Raw genomic sequence first — 19,941 nt, 5'->3', positions numbered from 1 at the left:
ACCCCATCCTGTGCGTCGACCCCTCCGAGGCCATGCTCCAAGGGCTCGGCACCCCGCCCCCACTCTCGCTGAGGCCGGTCGTCGCCTCCGCGGAGGACATCGCCGAAGGGCGGACCCGGCTGCCGTACGAGCAGCTCGACGCGATGTGGCTCAAGGAGTCGGTGCACCACGTGGTCGACCAGGCTCACACCTTGCGCGGCCTTGCCGACCGGCTGGCCCCGGGAGGCCGGCTGCTGGTGGTCATGCTCCCGGCCACCATCCAGTACCCGCTGTTCGCGGCCGCCCTGGCCCGCTTCGAGGAACTGCAACCGGACCCGGCCGTCATCCAGGGGCATCTGCGCACGGCGGGACTGGACACCCGGCTCGACCATGTCGAGCACGAACTGCGCATCGACCGGGACAGGTACCTCGGCATGGTCCGCGCCCGCTACATGTCCCTACTCTCCACTTTCAGCGACAGTGAGATCGAGAAAGGCATCGAGGAGATGCGAGCCGCTCACCCGGAGCCCGAACTGGTCTTCCCCGACCGGTTCGCGTTCATCCTCGGACGACGGCCGGAGGAGGGCGCGTGAGTACCGTCGTCGACGAACGACTGCGGCGTCTGCGGAGGGAGCTCGACGACCACGCGCGGATCGCCGACCGCCTCGGACTCGACCTGGAGCGCCCGTTACGGTCCCTTAACGACGGCTATCCCGAGAACGCCGTCGCTCTGGTCGGAAAGCTGACCGAAAAGCTCCTCAAGGAGCTGTGGCGTCACCACGGCGTCGAGGGCGACCCCTCCACCAAGGCACTGAACGACCTGGTGAAGCGTTGCCGCCCGCACATCCGCAGCAGCACGGTTCTCGACGCGCTCGACGACATCCGCCGCCTGCGCAACCGCTCCACCCACGACGGCTACGACATCAGCGACGAGGACGGGCTGCTCGCGGTCCGCAGGCTCGTCGACGTCCTGGTCTGGTTCACCGACACCGGCAGCGCGGCCCTGCTCGGCGGCGAACCCGACGTGGCCCCCGAGGTGGCACGCCGCTGCGAGTTCCTGGCTGGGCTCCACGTCACCCTCGGCTACCGGCAGGCGAAGCGGTTCGTCCTCAGCCCGGACACCGTGTACCTGCTGTTCTGCCGGGAGTCCGGGATGCGGCTCGAATACGTGGAGCTGATGCTCTCCCGGGACGCCGACGACCTGGGCACCGTCCTCGCCTCCCACGGGGGCGAGCTGCTGCGCACCCGGTTACCCAAACTCACCCGCTTCGTCGTCGTGGACAATGACGGGGGCGGGGGCTCCGGCGCTCTCCACCAACTCCTGGGCACAGACTTCCGGATCGTGCGGTACGACGGCTTCGTCGACACCATCGTCAACCTCGACGCCCACCTCTCCGGACTCGCCGACAGCACCACCGCCGAGATCACCGACGGCACCACGCCACAACCGCGGCTCGCTGTCGCCGCCACGGCCCTGAGCACCGACCCGCGCACCGGCGAACAGAAGGTGACGGAGTCCGGTGACGCGGCCGAACTCCTGACCCGCCTCGCGCACGGAAGCGCCAACATCCTCGTCACCGGCCGGCCGGGCAGCGGCAAGAGCACCCTTCTGCGCGCCCTGGCCACCAACCCGGAGATTCGCCGTTTCCGCTTCTACTTCGACCTCGGCCTCAAGCCGAAGGACGAGCCCTTCTCCGAGTACGCGGCCCGCCTCCTCGCTCCGGCCATGGCCACCTCGGACCGCTCCCGCGCGTACGACCTCTTCCTCTACCTGATCCGCTCCGGGGCCGCACTGTGCGTGCTCGACGCCATGGACGAGGGCGTCGAGGAGCCGAGCGCCGCCGGGTTCCTGCGCCTGTTCACCGACCTCGCGGCCGTACTGTCCGCCGAGTCGGCGGTCGTCATGAGCTCCCGGGTCTCCTTCCTCGCGGACTCGCCCCAGGTGCGCCAGCTGCTCGACAACGGCGCTGGACGCTCCGAACAGCTCGTCGAGCAGATGTACGCGAACGGCATCGAACCGTCCCGCGTCCCGCACTTCCACGTAGTACGTCTGACCGAGCCCGCAGCGACCCCGCTGGAAAGGCGCCTGACCGCGCGGCTCGCCCTCCCTCCGGGGCAGCCGCTCGCGGAGATCCTCGGCACCCACATCACGCGGACGCTTGCCGAGGGCGGGCGGCCCGACCTGGAGCAGCGCCTACCCGCCGCGCTGGGCCGGCCATTCCTCACCGACAGGACCGTCTTCTCCCTGCTCGACCTGCACCGCGCTCTGGGCCCCGACGCCTTCAAGGACGGACGCCTCGACCTGACGGCCTGCGTCCTCGCTCCGCTGCTGCGCCCCGCAGGGCCGGACCACGTCGCCTTCGTGCACACGGCGTACCAGGAGTTGCTGGCCGCCCGGTATCTCACCGACCCGGCCCACCTGGACGCGGCGGCGGACATCCCGGACGGCGCCTTCCTGACGGAACAGGTGCGGGCCTTCCTCGCCGACCTGTCCGGCGGGATTGGTGACGCCGGTGACACGCGGGACGACTGCGTGCTGCCCGCCGGTGCGTATCTGGTCGGCCCGGCCGAACGGTTGCTGATCCGCCGCGTCGAGCGCCCCGTACGCTTCGACCGCCGTGCCGTGACCGTCGCACGCTACCGTCGCTTCCTCGACGCGCTCAACCCGGACGGCAGATCACGCTGGGACCACCCCGACCAGCCGGCCCATGTCACCCACCACCCGTGGACCGACCGACTGCGCCACCGCGACTACTACGAGAACCCGCGCTACGACGACCACCCGGCGATCTGCGTCAACTGGTGGAGCGCCTACGCCTTCGCCGCCTTCGAAGGCAAACGCCTGCCGACGTCCCTCGAGTGGGAGGCCGCGGCACGCGGCACCGACGGGCGGCTCTTCCCCTGGGGCGACGCCCCGGACACCAGCCGCGTCAACTGCGCCGACGCCTGGGTCGGCCACCCCGTCGTGACCTACCAGGCGTGGTACCGGGACTTCGCGGGCGACGCCGTTCGCCGCGCCGGTGCCACACCCTCCGGCGAACGTCCCGGCAACCGCTCCCCGTTCGGCGTGCTGGACATGGTGGGCAACTGCTGGGAGTGGACCTCCACCAGCCTGGACGACCCCGCCGAGGCCGTCATCTGCGGCGGAAGCTACGACAACCCGATGCGCGCGGTGCAAACCAGCACCAAGGGCGTCTACCGCAAGCGCGGCGGAAGCAACGCGGTCGGCTTCCGCTGTGTGCGGGACATCGACCCGGCGGACGTCCCTGCCACGACACCGACAGCAGACACGAGCCCAGCGGAAGGAACGACGACGGCATGAACGGCGGACCGCGGCACGGCACCATCGTCGACCGCCGGCCGAGCGGCGGCGGAGCGACCGGCGCACTGGGCTCCTACATCGTCCGGGACGACGAGGAGGAGCGGTACTACAGCTTCGACTACCGGCAGATCGTGACCGAGGGATTCCGCACCATCCGCACCGGTGAGCGGGTCCGCTTCCACGTATCCGCCGAGAGCCCCGACCGGGCGGAGTTCGTCATCCGCCTCGACCAGCCGGACCCGGCGGCGTACTACCGGTGACCGGCGACGAAGCACCACTGCTCGACGACATCACAGGCGCCCGCCAGGAGCTGACCGTCGTCCTGCCCGCCCGGCTGCACCGTGCCCCTGGCTGGCCGGAGGGCCCGTTCCCGTTCGAGCTCGGCAGCCGTCGTACGGACGCGCCGACTCGGTCCACGTACTTCACGCCCGCCTCCGCCCGTGCCCTCTACGGCGCTCCCGGACGGCCACGACGCTGGCACCTGCCGCTCGACATCAAGCATGACGGGCTGCGCCTGCTCGGCATGGAACTGCTCCGCGCGGCTACTGCCCGCGACCCCGAACACGCCCTCGTGGTCCTGCACTTCACCGTGGAACGACCGCTGCTGCCGGTCCTGCGGTCCTTGGCCGGCCGCCGCCCCTCCATGGATGACGAACCGGTACCCGGCCTCACCGGCCCGTTCGACCCGACCGCACTCCTCGCCGGAATCGCCGACGTCCGTGACTCCGCCACACCCTTCGCCATCGCCCGCCCGTACACGATCGCCTTCCTCACCCCGACGGAACAGCACACGCTCACTCTCCGCAACGGCCCGGAAGGCGAACTCCCTGCCACGGCGGACCGCTGGTTGTGGCAACTGGCCTCCCGCTCCAACCCGGCGGACTTCCCCCTGGCCCCGGAGACCGCCGCCGAGGAACTCAAGGGCGCGGTACGGATATCCGCGGACTGGAGCGCCCTGGTGCTGCGGCAGGGCGCCGCCTTCCTCGGCCACCGGCCCGACACGGGCGAGGGCGACTTCTTCGAGTTCGGCGCGCTGCACTCCCGTACCGTCTACCTCGACGCCCTGCTGCTGGGCTCCCTCCAGCGCGACCACATCGACGAGCTCACCGACGAACTCTCGGACGTGTTCACCTCACCCCGGCGTCTGGCCCGCCGCGTAGCCACCCTGGAGCGCAGCATCGCGCTCTTCCGCAGCGGTTACTGGCGTCAGCACCTCACCGCCCACGGCCCCGCCAACGAACTCCTCCTCGCCTTCCAGCACCAGCACCGCCTCCCGGCCCGCTTCGCCGAGATCCTCGCCGAGGCCGCCGACTACAGCCGCCTCGTCCAGACCCAGGAAAGCCAACAGATCAGCGGCGCCCTGGGCGTCCTCACCATCCTCGGCCTGCCCCTCGGCACGGCCCTGGGCATCCTGCAGGTCCTGGACGACCACTCCCTGTCCCACCTTCTGGTCGGCCTCGGGGTGTCGGTGGCTGCGACGGCGGCGGCGCTGACGACGCGGTATGGGCGGTTGGTGCTGTCGTCTCTGCGGGGTGGGGAGAGAAGGCGGTAGGACATCCGTCATGGGTCCGGGCAACGACCAGGTGGCCGGGGGTCGGAGATCAACGGCGGTGCTGCTCGGCCAGGCAGAGGTGTACGGTTCCCTGCCTGGGCTGATGAGAAGGTGGAGCCGCCTGAGACCATCGACAGCATGGCCAAGCACCGTCGCCCGGGACCGCCGAACCAACCGTCCAGGGCGGTCCCGCGGATCGACCCCGACGCCCCGCTCGCCGCGTACGCCAAGCGACGCCGACCGCCGATGGACGTCCACCGCCGCCACCGGCCGGTCCACGGCGGCGCCGGCCACCTACGACCGGATGAGCCACGCGTCCTGGAGGAGTGGGACGGCTTCGCGTACCAGGTGGTGGGCACGGCGCCCGACCTGGTGGGGGCCAAGGAGTGGGTGAACCGGGAACCGGACGCGCCCTGAACGCGACATGTGCGCTATACCCCGAGGACGCCGAGGCCCTCCTCACATGACCACCGGAGCGGGGGCGACTTGCTGGTGCGGTTCGGGGCGGGGTTACGGGGAGCGCTACGGCTCGTAACCAGAGCGGGCTAGGCTTGCAACGTGTCTGATGATCCCCCGTGGGAAGCGCCAGAAGGCTCATGGGCCTCGTCCGCAGCACGTCGTCGCAATATGCAGGCGATCCGTAGCCGGGACACACAGCCTGAAAAACTGATCCGGCGTCTCGTCCATGCTCAGGGGCTGCGTTATCGTGTCGCCGCGCGTCCCTTGCCAGACCTTCGCCGTACGGCAGATCTGGTATTCCGTCCGGCCAAGGTCGCAGTATTCATCGATGGTTGCTATTGGCACGGCTGCCCAGAGCATTATGTTCCGCCGAAAACGAACTCCGGCTACTGGTCGGACAAGGTCATCCGCAACGTTGAGCGGGACCGTGACACCGACCAGCGCCTGGAAGCTGCCGGGTGGCTCGTGCTCCGTTTCTGGGAGCACGAGCCGTCAGACGCCTGCGCGGATAAGATCGCCAAGATGGTCACCCTGCGGCGTCTTCGCAGTGAGACGCGACCTAGTTGATACCGGCAGAATCATCTGCTCTGGCTCCGGAGCATCGGGAGTGACCTTACTGTCACCCATTTCGTACCCTCCGAGGAGTTCAGTACGGTCATGCTCAGGCCGGAGCACAGCTGCGATAGCTCGCCCTATGGCTTCAGCCACTGGAGGCGGAAATGCGTTTCCAACCTGACGATATTGCGCGGTCTTCCTTCCTTGAAAATTCCAGTCATCCGGGAACCCCTGAATAAGCGCGGCTTGTTTCACGGTCAACATAGGACCGGCAGGCCGGAACAGATCCCGCTCCGGGTCGCACTTCTCCGGGTCGTTGGCGACTCCCATCCCGTCGACACCTAGAGCTTCCCATGCGCGTTTGGCCCTTGTTGGCCCAAGGTCCGCCCCACCGTGCTTCTTAGACCCCCCGACCAGCGTCGGAGCAACTCCTCTGCGCAGCTCAGCAGCCTTGTAAGCCTTGCGCTTCCAGTCTTGGAAAACATCCTTTCCGGTGCGCTCCCCCGGCTTGGCCTGCTCCCCGTGCTTATTCTTCGTCCAATATTTCCGGCAGCGCACTTCCATGCTGGCTGCAAGCGCATCGAATACGGTAACTTGCTCGCCCTTAATCCCGGACGGCCAGACATATTCGACACCCGAGGATTCGAATACGTCCTTGTGAATCACAACCAAGATGGCCCGCGGACGCAACTGCGGCACACCAAAACCGCTCGCGTCAATCCGGCGCCAAACCTTCCGCATGACACGGTCCTGCTCCGTGGCAGACCAGTTCTTATTGATCTCCGGGACCATATAACCGAGATCACGAAGGTCACCCAAGATGTCTCTGCGATAGTCAATAAAAACCTCCGGTGGCTCCAGAATACCCCGGACGTTTTCAATCATTACCGCCCTTGGTTTGAGGTCACCAATAATATCCAGAGCGGCCGGAAAAAGGTCCCGCTCATCATCTTTCCCTAGCCGCTTCCCAGCCAGTGAGAACGGAGGGCACGGCACGCCGCCAGCCAGTAGATCAAGCCCCTCTTCAGGGACCTCAAGCTTCTTGCGTACCTCGGACGTAAGGAATTCCTTCACATCCATGGATTCAAGAGCGTCGGTACGCTCCTCGCCCCACCCTGGCCAGCCACCCACGTTCGCCCGTAGCGTGGCGACCGCATGCGGATCCCACTCCACGAGGGCCAAGTGATCAAACCCCGCGTTGTGCAGCCCAACGGCTTGTCCGCCCGCACCGGCACAGATCTCCACCGAGGTCAGTGGCCGGGTGAACTGCGGACGTTCACGACCGCTGGCGCTCATGGCGCTCCTTCCAGGAGTGACTCAAAATGGGTCTCAAGTGTTCCAGAGGCCATGATCACTTGCTGGCTCTTGAGCACTCGACGCCCACGAGTCTCCCACTGTCTCACTGCTGGCCACTGACGGGGCCAGCAGTGAGGTCGAGGAACGCTTCCCATGCCTGCGGTCTTGAGCCCTCTCCACCCTGTGGAGAGGGATGTGGGCGGGGAGGTCCAGCCGATGAGGTGTCAGGCCTATCAGCGGCCGATGTGCCGCAGCAAGGCCTCGATGTCACCGGGTGCGAGCCCTGCCGCCACGGAGGGTTCTTCCTCCAGGTCAGCTAGCTGCTGGACCGTGGGATCGTCAAGGATCTTGCCCATGAATTCAAGCTTCTGGTCCAGACGTACCTCAACCACCTCATCGATAGTCTCGCGTGCCGCGACGACGGTGACCCTCGTCTCCGTGTCAGGGGCGAGGCCTAGCCGGTGAATCCGGTCAAGGCTCTGGAGGTAGCGGCCGGCCATGAAGTCCCGGTCCACGTAGACGGCATCGTGGCAGACGTGATGGAGGCTGATGCCCTCTCCGAGGGTCGCCGGGTTGGAGATCAGCACCATGCAGCTCGGGTCCTCGCGGAAGCGGCGCAGTTGCTCCTCCCGGTCAGGCGTACCGCCGTACACGACGGCCGGGCTGTACTTTTCCAGCATCTGCGCCAACGTCGTCAGGCTGCGTACGAAAGTCGTCCAGACCAGCGTCTTGCGGCCCTGCGCGGCGTTCTCGGCGACGATCGCCAGTGCTTCCTTGTACTTGGGTGACAGCTCATAGTCAGGAAGGTTCTGCATCAGCGAGTACAGCGAACTGCCGGCCGGGATGTCCAGCGGGGGCAGTTGGTAGACCAGCGGCTCGTATTTAGTGGCGCCTTCGAGCAGCAGGGCGGGGCTGGTCGCCGCCATCAGCAGGCGCAGCGCCGTCTTTCCAAGCGCGCTAAGGTCGTCACGAACGCTACCGGTGGACATGCCGCCCACTAGCGAGCGGTAGATCTCGGCGTGCAGATCCGGCATGTCGACGTAGCGCATCCGCAGAGTCATCGGCGGTAGCCCTAGTTCCTGCTTGGTCGTACGAGTGAACAGCGGCCGCAGGACCGTGCTCGCGTAGGCGAGATCGCCGCCGGCCACCGCCCGGGTCACCGTGCGCTGCCCGTGCCCCGGCCAGACGAAGCCCATAAGGTTCTCCAGGTCCTTGGAGCCGTTCGGGGCCGGCGTTCCGGTCAGGATCAACCGCCGCTCCGCGAGCGGGCCCAGCGCCATGCACGCGGCACCATACGTGCCACGCGCGCCGAGCTTCATCCGATGGGCCTCATCGAGGATGATCATCGAAGGTGCGGACTTCAGCCAATTGGCCAGCAGAGACAGCGAGCGGTCCAGTCGCTCGTAGTTGACGATGAGGACCTCAGCCCACTGATCCAGGGAGCCGTCGAGCACATGGGTGCGCAGCGGATAGCTGAAGCAGACCGCGGTCTCATAACGCCATGACTCGTAGGCCGACTTGGGGCAGACGACCAGCAGCCTGGTGGCGTAGCCCTGAGTCCGCTGCGCGGCGTATACGGCCAACGCCACCCTGGTCTTGCCAGCTCCGGGCACGCTGAAGTTCGCCCCATGCCCCAGAGAGAGCAGCTTGGCGATATCCCGCCGCTGGAAGTTGTTGAGATCAGCCCCCCATGTGTCTCCCAGCAGGCTCAGCACCTCGTTGGCAGAGACTTCAGGAGGAGCGCCAGAGCCGACCAGTCGTTCCTCGACCAACCTGGAGTCCCGGACCACACCGGACACGAGGTTCCGGAGTTCCGGGGCCCACTCGACACCAACAGGGTGGGGCCAACCGCTGAGGACGGTCAGGTCCGCAAGGAGTTCGTCCAGGCTCACTGAGGCAGAGAGGGGGCCCAGCTGGCCGCCGGTACGAAACCGGGCGGCCAGCTGGACGAGATCCTGCCGGTACTGGTCCGTGGTCCGCAGGACAACACGGGTACGGGAGTCATCGAACCCCAGGTGCAGGGACGTCTCCGTCACCGGGAACCCTCCACGCTGGCTGCGGCGAGGAGCCAGGAAACGCCATCTCCAGGGTTCGGGATACCACGGCCGGCCTGCTGGGCGAGCTTGCGCAAGCTGCTCTGGAGCTTGATCACAGCCTCGTCGAAGGCCTCTTCGTCCAGACTATTCGAGGTACGGGCCTGAACGAGCTCGATGACGCACTGGTCGATATCAGCACACGCGTCCGCCAGCCGGGCCGGGGCGAGCTGCTTGCGCTTGCGGACTCGGGCATCGCGGCCATGACTGTCGATCGCCCTGTCGAACGCGTCCTTTGCTCCATCAAGCAGGGTCTGAGCCTGAGCCTTCTCACTGTCGGCCAGCCCCGCCGTCGTATTGCGGACGGTGGCCGCAGCCCGAAGGATGCGGTCGTTCAGAGCACGGGCCGCCGATACAGCCGAGGAGGCTGCCGGAACGTCCAGGCCCAGTCCGGGGATAGACACCGACTCGGCCTGCCCGGCCGTCCCGCTTTCCGCCAGCTCCGTCGGCAGTGCCTTCTCCAGATACTCCTGTTCCAGGAACATCTCGTCGATGTGACGTACGTCCGTCTTCGAGAAGTCGAGCAGGATCGCCGCCAGACGCCGTTCCTTGAGGATTTCAGCCTGGTCTCGGTTGAGGCTCTCGAGCTTCGTGTAAAGCCGGTGGAGTTCTTTGAGCCGTTCCTGTGCCCCTTCCCAGTCCACGAGCCGCAGCGCGACGCCTCCGCCGCTCGCGCTGCGGTCATTCAGCTCCTTGATCACACTGAGGATCCACCGTTCCTGGTGGTACGTGGCCGTCCGGATCCGGAACTCCTTGGCGATCTGCTCAGGCGTGCGGCCCAGCGACGCCTGCTCCTCCATGGCGAGCAGCCGGTTGATGTATGAGTAGTCGCGGCGCTGATCCTGGCGGAGCTGGAGTGCCAGCTCGACGGAATCGATGTCGGCCTGAGTGAACGACGAAGGGAGCACGCCCACTCGCATCGACTGCTGGCCGAGTTCCCGGAGAGCGACAGCGCGCGTGTTGCCGTTCACCAGCACGCCATGGTGGGTGACCAGCCCCGGGTCGTTCTGACCGAACTGACGCAGGTCTTCCTTCAGCTTGTCGAAGGCGGGGTCCCGCAGGTCCGGGTTGGACGGCAGGGCCTGGAGCAGAGTCCGCAGGTAACTCTGCCCAGCCTCCTCGAAGGGGGCCTCGTCCAGGTTCCGGTCCTGGTCCGGGTTGTGGGTGCGCTGGGCGCGGATCCGGTGGGTACCAGGGTTGAGGTAGAGGCCACTCAACGGGAGGTCGATCACGTCGACGTGGATCTGCTGCCCGTTCCAGTCGACGGTGACGGTCTCCCGGGTGCCTCCAACGGCCCTCACCTCCTTCAGCCTCTGCTTGATCAGCTCACTGAACTCGTCCGCGCGCGGCGGCGGCGGGAACTCCCGCAGCATGACTCTTCCCGTCCCTTTCCGTTGTCGGTCCTGACTTCCTTCTGCTGCCGGTGCCCCGTCAGTCGGTCATGTCGTCGATGGCCTGGGCCACCGCGGCACGCGACTCCTGAGGGAGGGTCCGGTAGATCCCCCAGACCTTCTCGATCGGGCTGAACGTGCGTTGGTCGGCGTCAATCCACTTGGCGAAGAGGCGCTGCTCCAACGGGGCAAGATCCTCTACGAGTTCCAGCAGTGCGCCGAGGTCGACTTCCCGGTCGGGCCCTCCCCCGGTCCCGCACCTCTTGCACTCGGTGACGAGCTGGTACTCAGAAAGCTCACTCTCACCGGAGTGGAGCACCTTACGCCGGGAGACGTTGAGCTTGGCAAGCTCGATTCCGCCGCCGTCCTCGTACGCCTCGCCGGCGCCTACGCCGCACGACCGGCACAGGTAGTTGTCGTCGTGCAGGACCTTCGCTCGCTGGGTGGCGGTCAGGCTGGTCTTATGCTTCGGCGCCTTCGACTTGCCCGGGATCCAGACATCGGCGCCCCTGGTCACAAACCGCTGTTCCTGCTGGCGCAGGGAGGGGTCGTCGCGGCTCGTGTCGATCCGCCAGCCGTGATCCCGCAGATCGCGGAGCCTGCGGTCGATCTGGGCGACGTCCGGAAACGCCTCGCGTAGCTGCGCCTTGGTGAAGACGTTGTCCTCCCCCACCACCGTGAGCAGCCACAGCGCAGCCCGCACCATACTTCCGAACTTCTTATCCCGATAAGACGGAACTTCTTCCATCAACGCCTCCGTGAACTCGCGTCGTTCAGGCACACCGCGTTTCTGAGTGTGCGCCAGCTGCTGCAGACAGTCCGCACTCAGGCTCCGCGTTCCCCCGGCTCCTCAGCGGCTTCTTCATCTCCCTCAGTTCACACCACGCACAAGACCGAAGTACACCCCTTTCGCGCTTGCTTCGGTAAAGCAAGCTGGCACACCGAACTTGCTCGGCAAATAGCAAGCCCGCGCCGAGAGGGAACAAGAGGAACACGGGTGTCACACCAGGGATCTTTGGGCACAATCACCAGACCATGGAGGGACTTTGGGGCCTCGGCTCCCACGGAGCCTGAGCAGCTCGGAGGCAAAACCGCATGTCATCAGAAGGAAGCAAGCCGCGCGCGGGCGGGTGGCTGGAGAGAGAGCTGCTGGACGAGGGCCACTGTCCGCGGAAGCTGGAGCTCGTACTGGCCCTCCGGCCTTTGCTCTGTCTCCTGAAGACGGAAGAGTCGACCAAATCGGGAGATAGGCCACCCACCCAGGCAGAAGTAGCAAAACTTTTGGGGACTAATCCAACTTCCCTGTCACGGTTCGCAAGCCTCGATCCCAGGGTTCCCAACCAGCGTTTTATCGAGGAGCTGTACAAGGCGGCCTGCTTGTCTGCCAACAGCCAGGACGTCGGTATCACGCTTGACGCCCTGCAGACTCTCCGCGTCAACGCCGAAGCCGAGAACCGGGGCCTCTGCGAGCGCTGCGCAGAGCTGGGCAGGCGAATCGATTCCCTCGCCCAGCAGCTCAGTGCGCCCTGCTCTGCATGCGCGGTCCTCCAGCAGGAACAGGTGGCCTACCAGCAAGAACGTAAAGAAAACGCTGCCCGCATGGCCGCCCTCCGGAAGGAAGTAGCGGCCATGCGGGCAGCGATACAGAAACTGGAGGCCGTCGAAGCCGGCCTGCAAGCACGTCTGGCGATGGCCCAAGCTTCCAGGGCTCCGCTGCCGGTCCCCCTCCGAAAGGGGGACCGGCAGCGGAGCGAGAAAGAAAGGGTCGTGGCACGGCAGTTGGCGGCACAGGCAGCAGAACTGGACGCCGCCGGGAAAGAGGACTCGGCGCTCACCCTTCTCCGACAGGGCACAACAGAGTTGCTGAGTCCGTCCGAGACCGCGCTGGTGATGGTTGAGCTGCGGCAGCAGGAGCGAGACCACCTGGCCGACAACCTGATCCACGTCTATGGCCGAGACCAAGGGGACCGGCACGTCATGACGGTTGCTCTGGAGCTGCATGCGGAGGGAGCGGTGGACGATGCCGGCGCCATACTGCACGCGGCCCTGCGCTAACCGGCCGGCACCGCACTGGCCACGCTCGGAAGCAGTTGCCGATAACGACAGTGCGTCAAGAAGTCAGGCCGCGTCCGTTTCAGCCTCGTAGTGCATCTGAGCCCGATCGAGGATGTCGTCCGGATCATGGCCGCGGACGGCCGTCCAGTGGAGCAAATCCGCGATCAGTTCGATCGCGGACTCCTCCAAAACCGCCTCACGTCGGCTCCCTTCCAGGACAGCGCCACTGCGCCCCTGGTAGTTCTCAAGCGCTTCAATGGCACGCTCTACGCGTCGGCACGCGACCTCGGACCCCAGAGCGATCTCACACCACACCCCCTTCCCGAGGACCGTGACGATGGTCCCCCAGTCCACTGCCATGGCGGCGACCATGTGCAGACCGCGACCACACTCCGCCTCGCATGCTGCGCTGCCCGGCGCGGGCAGCGAACGACTCTTGTCATGCACCTCAACGCGCAGCCTGTCGCGCTTCCACTCAAGAATGAGAGTCGCCGACGTGCCCTCACCAACGTGCTTGATGACGTTCGTCGCGAGTTCCGTGATGACCAGTGCGGTCTCATCTCCGGCCATTGGCACGCCCCAGTGGTTCAACTGTGCGGCGGCTGCCTTCCGTAGCAGCTGGACCTCCGCCGGCACCGCCTCGAATGGCAGAACGCAGCGGCGCTGACGGTCCGTGATGTCGATACCCGGCATGGGCATTCCTCCCTCCCGCGCCACACACATGCTGCGCCTGCCGCATCCATGCGACTGCATTGCGTAGCGATTCGTAAGCGAGGATGACACAGAGAACTCTCACTATGTAACTTCTCACACGAATCTATCGAGTGAATCTCGTGGTGAGCTGGCTGCCGCACTGCCTAGCCTGTTCAGGCCCCGAGCCACTGCCCGGGGGTACTCACAGAGGAGCCCCATGTCCGTAAGGACCACCACTCGCCGTCGCCAACTGGGGGCGATGTTGCGTAAGTTGCGTGCCCGCAAGGGGATGACCCTGGAGGAGGCCGGCCGACTGGTCGGCGTATCGAAGGCGACGGTCAGCCGGTATGAAACCCAAGCGGGCCCGGTCAAGTGGATTGTTGTCGATGCGCTGTGCCGCGAGTACGGAGCCACCGACTCCGAACGGGAAGCTGTGGTCAGGCTGGCCAAGGACGCCAAGCAGCAGGGCTGGTGGAGTTCCTTCGCCGACTCCATCCCGGAGAGCATGAACCTGCTGCTCACTCTGGAGGACGAGGCCGTACGCGAGGACCACTTCTCGTGCGTCTACGTCCCGGGCCTTCTCCAGACGCGTGCCTACAGCACTGCTCTGCAGAAGGCCAACGAGATCCCACTGGAGCCGTCCGAGATCGAGCGGCTGGTGGACATCCGTATGAAACGCCAGGAGATCCTGAACCGGCCTAAGCCGCCTCGTCTGTGGGCGATCCTCGACGAGTCCGTGATCCGCCGGGTGGTCGGGTCCTCGGAGGCCATGAAGGAACAGCTCGACCGGCTTCTGGAAGCGAACGAGTCCCCTCACATCACGCTTCAGGTGCTGCCGTTCTCCAAGGGAGCCCACTCCGCCGCCCTCGGCAGCTTCGTGATCATCGGCGGCACCGAGTCAGCCCTCGACGTGGTGTACGTCGACTTTCACGCCGGATCGCTCTTTCTGGAGAAGGACGAGGAACTGGATCGATACAGACTTGCGTTCGAGTACCTCCGCGCACAAGCGTTGGACATGGAGGCTTCCTCCGCCATGATCCATCGTGCCCGCAAGGAGTTGTGATGTCCGTCGGCCCCCGGTCCGTCTCCGAACTCGTCTGGTTCAAGTCGTCATACAGCGGCGGTAACACGACCGAGTGCGTAGAGGCCGCCTTCGCCCCGTCCGGCGTGCTCGTGCGGGACTCCAAGCAGCCCGAGCACCCCCACCTCACCGTGTCGGCGGAGGCATGGACGGGCTTCGTGGCTGGTACGTGCCATACCCACCTCGCCGACCGCTGCAGCTTTTCGGTGTCCTGAGAGACAGTTCCGCGCGCCTGGTCACGGTAGCGCCTCAACGCCCACACCAAGTGGAGGATTTGGGCCACCGTGCACTGCCATGACCAGGCATTTTCCAGGTCGCGGGTGGCCCGAATCCTGCACTTCCGCCTGCGGGAGCCACGCCCGTCCCCCAGTGCGGTGTCGTGACGCGGCGGGGCTGCCCGGTCAGTGCCGAGTCGTCGTCGACCGGTTCGGCAAACGCGGTTGCGTCTTCCCCGGTCACCACTGCCACGGCGGCCCTCGTCGTCCGGATCCGGGGATGAACGGGGTTCTCACAAGGCGATCGGCCGATACGCCAAGGCCTGATCGACCACCTCGTCGGCCGAGAGTTCCCGCTCCGGCGGCCAGAAGATCAAGCTGCTGACGTGCCCGGGTGGACATGCCAGAACCCTGCCGAGCATCTCCAGCCAGTTGCCCACCTCCTCGTCGGAGGCGTAATCCGCGTCCATGATCCGCTGCACGAGCGCAACAGCCTGGGCCCGGCTCATCTCCACCTCACCCCGTCAGGTCTCCTCCTCCGTCACCTCACCACCCCGTCGAGGCCGGCGCGGGGGACGATCTCTCATGCGCGGTGACGGCTTCGGCTGTCGATCATCGACATCAGCAGTTGGTGGGTTTCGTCGTCGGCCGCGGCGACAAGTCCACGGCCCGCCCGCCCGATCGGGGCGCCGTCAATCCCGGTGACCACGCAGCCGGCAGCCTGGCACAGAGCGATACCGGCGGCGAAATGCACGCTCTCGGCCAGGTCGCCGCCGTCGGTGACGTACGCGGCGCGCTTGCCGGCGGCGACCCAGGCCAGCGCCAGGGTCGTGGAGACGGCCCTGGGCCGGAACCGTTGGACGAACCCGGGGTGGGCCAGTAGGTCGACGGCCCGGAAGTCGGGCGCGTTGGGGAACGGCGGGTCGAGGTTGACGTCCACGAGCCGGGTCGCGGGCGTGGGCGCCAGCCGGGTGTCGGCACCGTCGCGCCGTACCCAGGCGGTCTCGCCGTCGGTGAAGAAGACCTCGCCGCCGAACGGGTCGGCCACCGCCGCCGCACCGCCGCGCAGCGCCACGTTGACGGCCACGAGCATGGTGCCGACGGCGTAGTTCAGCGTGCCGCACAGGGGGTCCACCAGCCACTGGCGCGCGGCCTCCGCGGCGCCCTGCTGTCCGCCCTCCTCGCCGAGCACGGCGTCATCGGGTCTCGCGGCGCGGATGACGGCGAGGATCGTCTTCTCGGCCTTCACATCGGCCACGGTGGCGAAGTCCCCGGCGCCCTTGTCGATGCGGGCGAGCCGTCGGCCGTACAGGGTGCGCACCACGTCCGCGCCGACACGTGCCGCAACTGTCGCGACTTCGGCATCGTCAAGGCCCGCATACGAGTTGCTCACGTCGCGCAGGATACCGACGGCAAGACTCATCCCCACCTGCGGCCGCTGGTCCAGGGGCGCACGCCGCAGCCCCTGGACGGGGTGACGGCCGGGCGAATCAGGAGCTCCCAGCAGCCGGTTGTTCAGAAGGGCCGGTAGATCCCCTGGGGATCGTCGTGGGCCCATGCCGCGTACTCCTCGAAGCCCAGATTGCCGATACTCAGGTTCGCGTGGACCTCGTGGACCCCTGCCGGGATGGTGCGGAACTCGTGACCGAGCTCGGTCAGCTGCTCGTAGTCCTCGTCGTCCACGCACTCCTCCCGCGTCAGCGTGGTGACCGCCAGCAGCGTGCCCGGGGCGAATGCCTACGAAAAACCGTCGCCAGGGCCGACGTTGCCTGATGCGGCCTAGGTCGCAGAGGTGCGGCGGCCGCCTCGGCGGTCGGAGTTGCGGGCGCCGGTCCCGGCGGTGCCGCCCGTGGCTCCGCCGGTCGCCGTCCGGCGGGCGGATCCGCGGGCAGCCTTGCCGGAGGAGGCTCCGCCGGTCGCCGTACCGGCCGCGGATCGGCGGTCGGAGCTGCGGCCTCCCGTTCCGGCGGCACCGCCCGTGGCCCCTCCGGATCCCGCCCGGCGGGCGGAGCCGCGGCCGCCGGCTGCGGAGGTGCCGCCAGAAGTTGTCGCCCCGGTCGCGGACCGGCGGTCGGAGCCCCGGCCGCCCGTCCTGGTGGCAGCGCCTGTCGCCGCTTCGGTCCCGCCGCCGTTTCGGCGTCGGCGGCCGGATCGGCTGTCGGGCTTGGTGCCGGTCTTCCGGTTCGGGCGGGACGCCGTCGGGGTCGCCGGCTGGGGGACTTCGATGGTGACGGCCACGCCGGACGGCTCGCGGGCGCCGGTGATGGTGGCCAGTTCCGCGTCGCTCGACGTGACGCGGGCCGTCCGGGGGCGGATGCCCGCGTCCGACATGAGCCGGGTGACGTCCCGTTTCTGGGTGGGCAGGACCAGCGTGACCACGCTGCCGGAGCCGCCGGCGCGGGCCGTGCGGCCACCCCGGTGGAGGTAGTCCTTGTGGTCGGTGGGGGGATCGACGTTCACGACGAGGTCGAGGTCGTCGACGTGGATGCCCCGGGCCGCGACGTTCGTCGCCACCAGGGCGGTGACGTGGCCGTTCTTGAACTGTTCCAGGGTGCGGTTCCGCTGCGGCTGGGAGCGGCCCCCGTGCAGTGCCGCCGCGCGGACGCCGACGGCCAGGAGCCGCTTGGCGAGCCGGTCGGCGGATCTCTTGGTGTCGAGGAAGAGGATGACCCGGCCGTCACGGGCGGCGATGCGCGTGGTGACGGCCTTCTTGTCGGTCTCGTCCAGGACGTGGAGCACGTGGTGCTCCATGGTGGTCACCGCTCCCGCGGACGGGTCCACGGAGTGCACCACGGGGTCGGTCAGGAACCGCTGCACCAGGCGGTCGATGTTCTGGTCCAGGGTGGCCGAGAAGAGCATGCGCTGTCCGTCGGGCCGTACCTGCTGGATCAGCTTGGTGATCTGCGGCAGGAAGCCCATGTCGGTCATCTGGTCGGCTTCGTCCAGCACCGTGATGCGTACGCCGCCGAGCACGCAGTCCCCGCGTTCCACGAGGTCGTTGAGCCTGCCGGGAGTCGCCACGACGACCTCCGCGCCGCGCCGGAGCGCGCCGGCCTGCCTGGTGATGGACAGCCCGCCGACCACGGTGGCCAGCCGGAGGTTCACCGCCGTCGCGTAGGGGGTCAGGGCGTCCGTCACCTGCTGGGCGAGTTCGCGGGTGGGCACCAGCACCAGGGCGAGGGGTGCCTTGGGCTCCGCACGCAGTCCGGCCGTGCGGGCCAGGAGCGCCAGCCCGAACGCGAGGGTCTTACCGGAGCCGGTGCGCCCCCGTCCCAGCAGGTCACGGCCGGCGAGCGAGTTGGGCAGGGTGGCGGCCTGGATGGGGAAGGGGGTGGTCACGCCCTGCGCGGCGAGGGTCTTCAGCAGTCCCTCGGGCATGTCCAGACCGGCGAAGTCCTCGACGGCGGGAAGTGCGGGGGTCGTGCTTTCCGGCAGCCGGAATTCCCTCGGCGACGAGGCGGACGGTGGGGGTGACGAGGCGCGCCGGTTCGACTTCTGGGGCCTGCGGGACATGCGGTTGTCTGCCTTCCTGGAAACAGCACAAACCGGGGTCCGCACCGCGACGGTGCGGACCCCGGTGAGCGGATACGCGCCCGGCGATCAGCCGATGGGGACGATGTTCTCCGCCTGCGGGCCCTTCTGGCCCTGCGTGACGTCGAAGGAGACCCGCTGGCCCTCCTGGAGCTCACGGAAGCCCTGGGTCGCGATGTTCGAGTAGTGGGCGAAGACGTCGGGGCCGCCGCCGTCCTGCTGGATGAAGCCGAAACCCTTTTCGGCGTTGAACCACTTCACGGTTCCCTGTGCCATGACATTCTCCTTCTGTAGGCAGAGGCCCCATCCGGAAATGCCGGAAAACAAATAATGCGCCTGAAGGAGAAGCATTCCCGTCAGGCGCACATAGGTTCATGGGTACCACAACTGCAACGCTGAGACTGTAGCACAGCCCTGCGGCCCGTGGTGGACCACCGAGGCGCGCGGCGGCGCGGTACGGGGCCTGGACCTGCGCGGCCCCGGCCCGGATCGGATGATCTTGGGCCGGGGCTGGATGCTTATGTCCGTCTGCCGGTCAGTCGAACGTGGCGGTGAACATGCCGGGCTCGTAGGTGCCTCCCCTCTGGTGCACGATCACGGCGAAGCGGTTGGCCGCGTTGACCAGGGCGACCAGGGCGACCAGCGCGGCGGTCCGGTCGTCGTAGTGCTTGCGGGCCTTCGGAAACGGAGGCGGTTCCATTCGGTCGGTATGTCATCCGGCCGGTGCGTCGTCCGCGCGTCGTGCCGGTGCGAAGGCATCCGGTTCCGACTCGTCAGGCAAGTCGTTACTTGCCTATGGTGGGGTCGTGGTGGAAGATGTCTTCAAGGCGCTGGCCGATCCCACCCGGCGGCGCATCCTCGACGAGTTGGTGGAGCGGGACGGCCAGTCCCTGTTCGAGATCTGCGCGCGGCTGGCGACCAAGCACGGTCTGGGGCTGTCCCGCCAGGCGGTCAGCCAGCACCTCGCCGTGCTGGAGGCCGCGGACCTGGTCCGGACCCGACGCGAGGGCCGCTACAAGTTCCACGACCTGAACACCGAACCGCTTGAGCGCATCGTGACCCGATGGCTCAGGCCCGACGCTCCGGAGAAGTCCCCATGAAGATCCACCTGGCCAGCGTCTTCGTCGACGACCAGGACAAGGCCCTGCGCTTCTACACCGACGTCCTGGGCTTCGTGAAGAAGACCGAGGTCCCGCTCGGCGACCACCGGTGGCTGACCGTGGTCTCGCCGGAGGACCCGGACGGCACCGAACTGGTGCTGGAGCCCGACAGCCACCCCGCGGTGAAGCCGTACAGGGAGGCGCTGGCCGAGGACGGCATCCCGGCCACCTCCTTCGCCGTGGACGACGTGCGCGCCGAGTTCGACCGGCTGCGCGGGCTCGGGGTGCGGTTCACTCAGGAGCCGCTGGAGATGGGCCCGGTCATCACGGCGGTACTGGACGACACCTGCGGCAACCTGATCCAGATCGCCCAGTACAAGTAGGCCCGGCGCAGCGACCGGCCGTCAACTGCCGTCCACGGTCGGGTTCTGAACCGGCGGCCCAGGCCGGTGCGGGGCATCCGTAACGTTCCCTCCCTCCAGCACCCGCAGAGCTCCGGGTCACAGTGACCAGCTGAGATCCCTGTCGAGCCCGGGGCGGTTCGGGGAGCCGATGTGGTCGCCGGCCGTGGCCCAGCTGTGGCTGAAGGCGACGGGAATGTCCAGGGCGAGGAAGTTCT

Annotated in this window: 22 protein-coding genes and 1 pseudogene; 12 read left to right on the top strand and 11 right to left on the bottom strand. The window is 67.4% G+C overall.

Annotation, left to right across the window (positions count from 1 at the left end; genetic code table 11):
• From C1I97_RS11425 to C1I97_RS11400, 7 genes are all read left to right on the top strand, one after another.
• Window positions 1–572: class I SAM-dependent methyltransferase (locus C1I97_RS11425; protein ID WP_111003119.1), on the top strand; the 572-nt coding region annotated here is incomplete at its 5' end.
• Window positions 569–3,301, top strand: coding sequence for an SUMF1/EgtB/PvdO family nonheme iron enzyme (locus tag C1I97_RS11420; protein WP_111003116.1), 2,733 nt, complete (start codon window positions 569–571; stop codon window positions 3,299–3,301). The genes C1I97_RS11425 and C1I97_RS11420, both read left to right, overlap by 4 nt.
• The gene (locus C1I97_RS11415) at window positions 3,298–3,561 is read left to right on the top strand and encodes a hypothetical protein (protein ID WP_111003115.1); all 264 of its coding nucleotides are present in this window, start codon (window positions 3,298–3,300) and stop codon (window positions 3,559–3,561) included. Before C1I97_RS11420 ends, C1I97_RS11415 begins: the two co-directional genes overlap by 4 nt.
• Window positions 3,558–4,853, top strand: a complete 1,296-nt coding sequence (locus C1I97_RS11410; protein ID WP_111003114.1) for a hypothetical protein — start codon at window positions 3,558–3,560, stop codon at window positions 4,851–4,853. Before C1I97_RS11415 ends, C1I97_RS11410 begins: the two co-directional genes overlap by 4 nt.
• A gap of 138 nt (window positions 4,854–4,991) precedes the next feature.
• Entirely contained in the window at window positions 4,992–5,270 is a 279-nt protein-coding gene (locus tag C1I97_RS11405; RefSeq protein WP_111003118.1) for a DUF6087 family protein, read from the top strand.
• 7 nt (window positions 5,271–5,277) lie between these two features.
• Window positions 5,278–5,388 carry an SEC-C metal-binding domain-containing protein gene (locus tag C1I97_RS42680; protein WP_369008355.1) on the top strand — a complete coding sequence of 37 codons (111 nt, stop codon included), beginning with the start codon at window positions 5,278–5,280 and terminating at the stop codon, window positions 5,386–5,388.
• 23 nt (window positions 5,389–5,411) lie between these two features.
• Window positions 5,412–5,879 carry a very short patch repair endonuclease gene (locus tag C1I97_RS11400; protein ID WP_111003113.1) on the top strand — a complete coding sequence of 156 codons (468 nt, stop codon included), beginning with the start codon at window positions 5,412–5,414 and terminating at the stop codon, window positions 5,877–5,879.
• Here the strand turns inward: C1I97_RS11400 and C1I97_RS11395 are convergent.
• The 4 genes from C1I97_RS11395 to C1I97_RS11380 form a co-directional block, all read right to left on the bottom strand.
• Window positions 5,805–7,163 carry a DNA cytosine methyltransferase gene (locus C1I97_RS11395; protein ID WP_111003112.1) on the bottom strand — a complete coding sequence of 453 codons (1,359 nt, stop codon included), beginning with the start codon at window positions 7,161–7,163 and terminating at the stop codon, window positions 5,805–5,807. The two genes, C1I97_RS11400 and C1I97_RS11395, sit on opposite strands and share 75 nt — an antisense overlap.
• A gap of 233 nt (window positions 7,164–7,396) precedes the next feature.
• On the bottom strand, window positions 7,397–9,199 hold the full coding sequence (locus tag C1I97_RS11390) for a DEAD/DEAH box helicase (protein WP_111003111.1): 1,803 nt from the start codon (window positions 9,197–9,199) through the stop codon (window positions 7,397–7,399).
• On the bottom strand, window positions 9,196–10,629 hold the full coding sequence (locus tag C1I97_RS11385; protein ID WP_111003110.1) for a hypothetical protein: 1,434 nt from the start codon (window positions 10,627–10,629) through the stop codon (window positions 9,196–9,198). The genes C1I97_RS11390 and C1I97_RS11385 overlap by 4 nt, the downstream gene beginning before the upstream one ends.
• Before the next feature lie 58 nt (window positions 10,630–10,687).
• On the bottom strand, window positions 10,688–11,428 hold the full coding sequence (locus C1I97_RS11380; protein ID WP_258382523.1) for a hypothetical protein: 741 nt from the start codon (window positions 11,426–11,428) through the stop codon (window positions 10,688–10,690).
• A 314-nt stretch (window positions 11,429–11,742) separates the two neighbouring features.
• Here C1I97_RS11380 and C1I97_RS11375 point away from each other — a divergent pair, with 314 nt between their 5' ends.
• A complete protein-coding gene (locus tag C1I97_RS11375) occupies window positions 11,743–12,702 on the top strand; it encodes a hypothetical protein (protein ID WP_146608193.1) in 960 nt (319 codons plus the stop codon).
• 63 nt (window positions 12,703–12,765) lie between these two features.
• Here C1I97_RS11375 and C1I97_RS11370 read toward each other — a convergent pair whose 3' ends face one another.
• Window positions 12,766–13,395: an ATP-binding protein gene (locus tag C1I97_RS11370; RefSeq protein ID WP_111003108.1), complete on the bottom strand. Its 630-nt coding sequence runs from the start codon at window positions 13,393–13,395 to the stop codon at window positions 12,766–12,768.
• 217 nt (window positions 13,396–13,612) lie between these two features.
• Between C1I97_RS11370 and C1I97_RS11365 the strand changes: the two genes are divergently transcribed.
• Both C1I97_RS11365 and C1I97_RS11360 read left to right on the top strand, forming a co-directional pair.
• Window positions 13,613–14,458, top strand: a complete 846-nt coding sequence (locus C1I97_RS11365) for a helix-turn-helix domain-containing protein (protein ID WP_111003107.1) — start codon at window positions 13,613–13,615, stop codon at window positions 14,456–14,458.
• A complete protein-coding gene (locus C1I97_RS11360) occupies window positions 14,458–14,691 on the top strand; it encodes a DUF397 domain-containing protein (protein ID WP_111003106.1) in 234 nt (77 codons plus the stop codon). Before C1I97_RS11365 ends, C1I97_RS11360 begins: the two co-directional genes overlap by 1 nt.
• 293 nt (window positions 14,692–14,984) lie before the next feature.
• Here the strand turns inward: C1I97_RS11360 and C1I97_RS11355 are convergent, their stop codons facing one another.
• From C1I97_RS11355 to C1I97_RS11330, 6 genes and pseudogenes are all read right to left on the bottom strand, one after another.
• Window positions 14,985–15,200 carry an e9imm peptide gene (locus tag C1I97_RS11355; RefSeq protein WP_181446679.1) on the bottom strand — a complete coding sequence of 72 codons (216 nt, stop codon included), beginning with the start codon at window positions 15,198–15,200 and terminating at the stop codon, window positions 14,985–14,987.
• A gap of 74 nt (window positions 15,201–15,274) precedes the next feature.
• Window positions 15,275–16,084 (bottom strand): inositol monophosphatase family protein, encoded by an 810-nt coding sequence (locus tag C1I97_RS11350; RefSeq protein WP_181446678.1) that lies wholly within the window; start codon window positions 16,082–16,084, stop codon window positions 15,275–15,277.
• A 122-nt stretch (window positions 16,085–16,206) separates the two neighbouring features.
• Window positions 16,207–16,407, bottom strand: a complete 201-nt coding sequence (locus C1I97_RS11345) for a DUF6924 domain-containing protein (RefSeq protein ID WP_441349108.1) — start codon at window positions 16,405–16,407, stop codon at window positions 16,207–16,209.
• Between the two features lie 63 nt (window positions 16,408–16,470).
• Window positions 16,471–18,204 (bottom strand): DEAD/DEAH box helicase, encoded by a 1,734-nt coding sequence (locus C1I97_RS11340; protein ID WP_111003103.1) that lies wholly within the window; start codon window positions 18,202–18,204, stop codon window positions 16,471–16,473.
• A gap of 87 nt (window positions 18,205–18,291) precedes the next feature.
• Window positions 18,292–18,498 carry a cold-shock protein gene (locus C1I97_RS11335; RefSeq protein WP_111003102.1) on the bottom strand — a complete coding sequence of 69 codons (207 nt, stop codon included), beginning with the start codon at window positions 18,496–18,498 and terminating at the stop codon, window positions 18,292–18,294.
• 259 nt (window positions 18,499–18,757) lie between these two features.
• A pseudogene (locus C1I97_RS11330) lies at window positions 18,758–18,895 on the bottom strand (carboxymuconolactone decarboxylase family protein); the annotation flags it as partial.
• Window positions 18,896–19,028: 133 nt separating this feature from the next.
• Here C1I97_RS11330 and C1I97_RS11325 point away from each other — a divergent pair.
• Together C1I97_RS11325 and C1I97_RS11320 are read left to right on the top strand one after the other, a co-directional pair.
• Window positions 19,029–19,322, top strand: a complete 294-nt coding sequence (locus tag C1I97_RS11325; RefSeq protein ID WP_111003101.1) for an ArsR/SmtB family transcription factor — start codon at window positions 19,029–19,031, stop codon at window positions 19,320–19,322.
• The gene (locus C1I97_RS11320; RefSeq protein WP_111003100.1) at window positions 19,319–19,705 is read left to right on the top strand and encodes a VOC family protein; all 387 of its coding nucleotides are present in this window, start codon (window positions 19,319–19,321) and stop codon (window positions 19,703–19,705) included. The genes C1I97_RS11325 and C1I97_RS11320 overlap by 4 nt, the downstream gene beginning before the upstream one ends.
• The last annotated feature ends 236 nt before the right edge of the window (window positions 19,706–19,941 follow it).

Source organism: Streptomyces sp. NTH33 (assembly GCF_003236365.1).
In the GTDB taxonomy this organism is placed as follows: Bacteria; Actinomycetota; Actinomycetes; order Streptomycetales; family Streptomycetaceae; genus Streptomyces.
Note: the sequence above shows the minus strand (reverse complement) of the source record. Positions and strands in the feature narration are given on the sequence as shown.